We start from the raw sequence: 5,222 nt of genomic DNA, 5'->3' as shown, positions 1-5,222 counted from the left end.
ATCTAGGGCGATCGGGGTATGATATTTTTGGGCTAATTCGATCGTCCGATCGATCTCATCTACGCCCAGCGGTTGCTCGATAAATTCGATCCGCGCTTCCTGGCTACAAGTTTCTAACCACTGCTCGGCGAGGGGATAAGTTAAACCACCATTGGCATCGAGTCGGAGTTTGGCAGCAGCGGGTAAAGCTGCGATTAATTGTCTCCAGATTGGCATCTCCTGGGCGATCGGCAGTACGCCAATCTTCCATTTGAAGGTGGAGTATCCTTGGGCAGACAAAGCCTGTAATCGCTCGATTGCTGCCGTTCCTGAAGGGAGCAACGCGCTCATATCCAGAGGCGATACCGCAATTGACGGCTGAGGATCGAAAGCAATGAGGGCACTCCCAAACCCAAATTGACAGGCGGGTAAAGTATCGGGGATTCGATAAATTTGGGCGGTAGTAATCTTATCGCCGAGCTGTTGACACCAGGATAGTGCCTGCTCGATCGATTCTGAACCAAACCACGGTATCGGTGCGATCTCGCCTTGATAGGATCTCCCCGCACCATCTGTCAGTGTAATAATTATCCCCGCTCTGATTTCCCAGCTCCCATGACTAGTTTTCAACGGTTGTCGAAAGGGACGTTGATAAGTTGAATAGGTAAATTGGTAGTGGATAGTGGATAGGGGATAGTGTGAATAGTGGATAGTGGATAGTGAATAGTGGATAGTGGATAGAAAAGTAGGGTGGGCACTGCCCACCGACTAGGTTTCAGGCACAACCTATTTCATAAATAATTGCACCTACCTAATTATTTACTTCTTATTTAGCGATCGCAATATTGGTTTTACCAGAACGATTTTTTATCGCGATCGAAACGCTCTCTAGATGTAGGCTTGAGATAATTGGGAGTCGGTTTTAGATCGGCAGCGGTAAGTTTTAACTTGTAGGCAAACGGTCGATCGCTCTGCGAAACTAGGACAAATTCATGATAGCCATTAACACTAGTTTTACCAGACCAATTATTAGTTGAAGCGGTGGTAAGGATGGCGGGAAGCCTGGACGTGGGTGGATAAATTGAGAGCTTAGTAGGTGAGTCGGCTTGAATATCGATCGCGATATCTTGACCGCCAGCTAAACTAGCGATGTACACTTTACCTACTCCCGGTTGGAGTGTGCCGCTGACTGTACCGTTATTGCCACCGACAGGAAAAACAATTTCCGACATCGCTTGTTGTGCCCCAATCGCTTGAACTCGGTCGAACATGGTGGCGAGATAGATTTGCCCCATTGGGGTTGTGAGAAATCGATCGAATCCCAGTCCCAATTTCTGAGCCGAATATTCAGTAATCGACCGATATTTGGCATTGGTTAGCTCGATTAAGGCGCGTTCGCTTAGATGTAATTTATTAATTTGTGCTTTCCAATTCGATCGATCTCTACCACTATATTGACCGATTCTTTGGATGGCATCGCTACTGAGATGCTGAGTTAATTTACCACCTAAATCGTTGGCGATCGTCTCTACTTGGGCGCGGACTTGAGTGTCGTCAGTTTTGACTGTCTGAATTTGGGGATTTTGGCTGATAAATACTTGTGTGACGGCATTACCGTAGGCTTGAGTATTGACGCCTTTACCGACTAGAACGGTGGGAAATGGTGGTGCGAGGGCGGCGATTGGTGTAGTACCGATTATCGATGTCGGGGTGGGATTACTAGTTGCGAGCCGAGCATCATTTTGACTGGGAGCGGCTGTGGATAGATTACTCCTAGCGGGCGAGCTAGTGGGTTGAGGACGCTTGGAGGTGAGGCTCGCCACCAACCAGCCTAATCCAACAGCACCGACAATTCCCGCAATGGCAACCCAAGTTTGTCCGAGAACTTGGAGGAGGGAAGATTCGGTCGATTTGGCGGCGACTATCGGCGCTGCTGGGGGTTTCGGTTGGGGCTGAGCGACTACGGTGGGAACTTGAGACTTGCCTGATTGCACCTGGGCTGGCTGCATGGTCGGTGGGTAGACGGCTTGAGGCTTTGGCATCAAATTCTCACTTGCCAGGGCTGTGAGGATATCCTGGGCGGATGCAAATCGATCGTGCGGACGGAGTTGGAGCATTCGATCGATGATACTCGCTAGTTTGGGACTCAGGCTGATATGTTCGCGCCAGTTCCAGGTGAAGTTTTGCGGATCGATCAATTCTGGCGGTTCTTTCCCGGTGAGCAAGACGAGGGTTGTCGCCGCCAGTGCGTACAAGTCGCTGTGTGGAAAGACAACGCCGCGCTGCATTTGCTCGTTGGGTGCATAACCGACTTTGCCCAATCGTGTCGGGACTTCGCTGTGTTCGAGATTGGCACCCATATACTGAGTGGCGGCATTTACCGCGACTTGTTTGACGCCGCCAAAATCGATCAGCACTGGTAAGCCGTCGCTATTGCGGGAGATCAGATTGTCGGGAGAGATATCGCGATGAATGACGCCGAGGGAATGAATGTAGCTCAGTACGGGGAGAATTTGAGTAAGAAACTGCGTAATTTCGGCTTCGGTGAAGGTTTTGCCCTGCTTGCGCTTTTGGCGCAGGCGCTGCTGATAATTGTCACCAGCGACATAATCCTGCACTAAAAATAGCTGTCCGACACCACCGCGATTGACGCGAAACATTTCCCGAAACCGGGGAATTTGGGGGTGTTGAAGTTGATACATCACCCCAGCTTCCCGCTCGAATAATTGTTGAGCTTTAGTTAGTAAAGCCGTACCCTGAACTTGCGGCGCAAATTCTTTGAGGACGCAGAGTTCGTTGAAGCGATTGACATCTTCACACAGATAAGTCCGCCCAAAACCACCTTGACCGATTTCTCTAGTAATCCGGTAACGATCGCCAAGTAGTACCCCAATTGTCATGGAATGATTGACAGGGGCGGCTAACTGACTACCGCAGGCTTGACAAAACCGATTGGTGTCAGGGTTATCGTGTCCGTTAGGGCAGAATATGGTCATTGCCAAGAAGATACAGCTCTTTTCTAGGATACCCTTTGATGCGTTGACACTGCCTATGTGAAGAGTAGAGGGTAGATGGGAGTTGGGAGTTGGGAGTTGGAGGGAAACTGTTTTACTTTATTGTTCGATCGCGATAAGATTTTCAGCTCGTTTAAATAGGCGGTTGGTTTGCGTGATAACCAAACATGACGACTGCATGAGATCGATCTCGATCGTGCCACTTTTAACTAGCTAAATCCTCAAACAACTTATCGATTTTAGGTACTAGTTCATCAGTTAGATACGCTTGAGTTTGTTGCCCGATCCGATCGACCGATCGACCGATCGATTCATTCATGATGTCTACGAGTCGATCGCAAGAAATTGCATACTTTAATTGGGTGGGTTTATCGTCATCTTTGCTGCGATCGAAGATCCCTGTCGGTCGCACGCACACTTCACTATAAATTAATTCTTGCTTGGGATTAAATCTCGCTCCCATGCTCACGAAATAAAAGCTATCGATAACTTTAATAATTAACTTTTCGGCTTGGATGAAGCTATTGACATACTCCGTAATAATTATCCGGCGGAGCTTGGCAACTGGTTGGAGCCGAACGGCAAGGGTGGATTGGAGTTCGACGATTTGCCGATCGACCAGCGCGATCGTTGCTTGTTGTCTCTGTAGCAGTTGCTCTTTAATTTCAGTCTCGATATAATTTAAGGCTGATTCGATAAATACTTCGGCATCTTTTTTGAAATCAAATTCCAAAACACCCGTCGAACTAAATTCTAATTTAGATTTAAACCAGTGAACTGGATGACGCGGCGGAAACCCGCGCTCGTCTTCCATGTTTTCAATATGTGAAGTCATCACGCGTTGCAAGAATGGCATCCGTTCGTGTTCTTTTGCCAGTAAGAATTGCCGAAATGATTTATTCAATCGTTCTTGAATTTCACTAATATCGCTTTGAAATTCTGCGATTAGATGCTGTTGTAATCGATCGATAGTAGCCAACGTTTCGGTGCGTAAATCGATCGAATCGATGTCAGGAAGATCTCCCAGTGGCTGTCGCTGACTGACATCTGCTGCTGTCGCGCTCGGTGGCTTTTCCCCTGGTGCATCGACATTGATGATTTTACTGCTATCCATGCGATCGCCTCTTGACTCCAAATTTGTAATGTGTGTGTAATTGCGGCGACTCGCTCGAATCGCGGCGGTGCCAATACGGATCGCAAATATTTGAGTCTTTATTTTAGCCTAATCTACTCCGTAAGTTGGTAAATAACCGATCGACCAAATCTAAATTTTTCTGCCCTGGCGAGACTTCTACCCCGCTGGAGAGGTCGATCCCATCGGGTTGCAGTTGGCTCAAAGCCATGCCAATATTATCAGGCGTTAACCCGCCAGCTAATAGCCACGGAATTGAGGGTTTAAAGGCTGACAACTGTTGCCAGTCGATGGTGTGTCCCGTCCCGCCGAGGGCGTCGGGATGATAGGCGTCCAAGAGCAAACCATCGACGACGGGACTATAGGTTTGGATAGTGGCAAGATCGCTACTCGTCTGGACGCGCCATGCTTTGATAATTTCTGTCTCGGGGAGTGCTTGCCGTAATTCCTGACAAAATTCGATCGATTCGGTACCGTGGAGCTGAACGGTGGCGAGATTGGTGAGGGTGACGACATGGGCGATGGTAGTTACCGAAAAATCGGCAAAGACCCCCACTGTATTCGCCGCGTCCGCGAGCTGGGCGACGAGTTCCTGTAATTTGGAGAGCGTCAGGTAGCGCGGCGAGCCAGGGACGCAGATCAAGCCGATATCTGTCGCACCCATTTTCGCAATTGCCAGTCCCTGTTCGACAGTAGTTATTCCGCAAATTTTAATCCGCATTAGTGTTAATTAGGGTTAAATGTATTAATTTTTGTGAATTAGTCAGCGGAAGTCGATCGACAATCGCCCCGACTAACTAATAATTGCCATACATGAGTTGCGATCGGGAGTCGAGTTTTTTGTTAAATAACTTAATTATTGCCGCGATTCCGCATACCGAACCTTGGGGGTTTAATACAGCATTTGTGATGATTATTTGTAACTTGTTTGCAGTCGCGATCGCGGCAATTATTGCTAAATTAAACAGTCGCGCAGGGATTTTTAGTTGGGCCGAACTAGTTGCTGCGATGAGCTTTGGGCATATTTTGGGCGTTGGCTTCGTCCTCGGGCTGACAAACATCGGCATCATCTAATGGCGATCGCGTACCTGTTACTA

General features: G+C 48.2%; 5 protein-coding genes. 1 reads left to right on the top strand and 4 read right to left on the bottom strand.

The features are described 5' to 3' along the window. The 4 genes from RMO52_RS03050 to RMO52_RS03035 all read right to left on the bottom strand — a co-directional run. Positions 1–744 (bottom strand): o-succinylbenzoate synthase (locus RMO52_RS03050; protein WP_310410729.1); only part of this gene is annotated, 744 nt, incomplete at its 3' end. An 86-nt stretch (positions 745–830) separates the two neighbouring features. Then, on the bottom strand, positions 831–2,975 hold the full coding sequence (locus RMO52_RS03045; protein WP_310410727.1) for a serine/threonine-protein kinase: 2,145 nt from the start codon (positions 2,973–2,975) through the stop codon (positions 831–833). Positions 2,976–3,198: 223 nt separating this feature from the next. Next, entirely contained in the window at positions 3,199–4,107 is a 909-nt protein-coding gene (locus tag RMO52_RS03040; protein ID WP_309742189.1) for a hypothetical protein, read from the bottom strand. A 103-nt stretch (positions 4,108–4,210) separates the two neighbouring features. Continuing rightward, positions 4,211–4,846: a phosphoribosylanthranilate isomerase gene (locus RMO52_RS03035; RefSeq protein WP_309742190.1), complete on the bottom strand. Its 636-nt coding sequence runs from the start codon at positions 4,844–4,846 to the stop codon at positions 4,211–4,213. A 119-nt stretch (positions 4,847–4,965) separates the two neighbouring features. On the opposite strand from RMO52_RS03035, the gene RMO52_RS03030 reads away from it, so the two are divergent. Continuing rightward, on the top strand, positions 4,966–5,199 hold the full coding sequence (locus tag RMO52_RS03030) for a photosystem I reaction center subunit PsaK (protein WP_309742191.1): 234 nt from the start codon (positions 4,966–4,968) through the stop codon (positions 5,197–5,199). Positions 5,200–5,222: the final 23 nt, after the last annotated feature.

Origin of the sequence: Chamaesiphon sp. OTE_8_metabat_110 (assembly GCF_031382685.1) — a bacterium.
Lineage (GTDB): Bacteria > Cyanobacteriota > Cyanobacteriia > Cyanobacteriales > Chamaesiphonaceae > Chamaesiphon.
The sequence above is the reverse complement of the archived record's forward strand: the minus strand, read 5'-3'. Positions and strand labels throughout refer to the sequence as shown.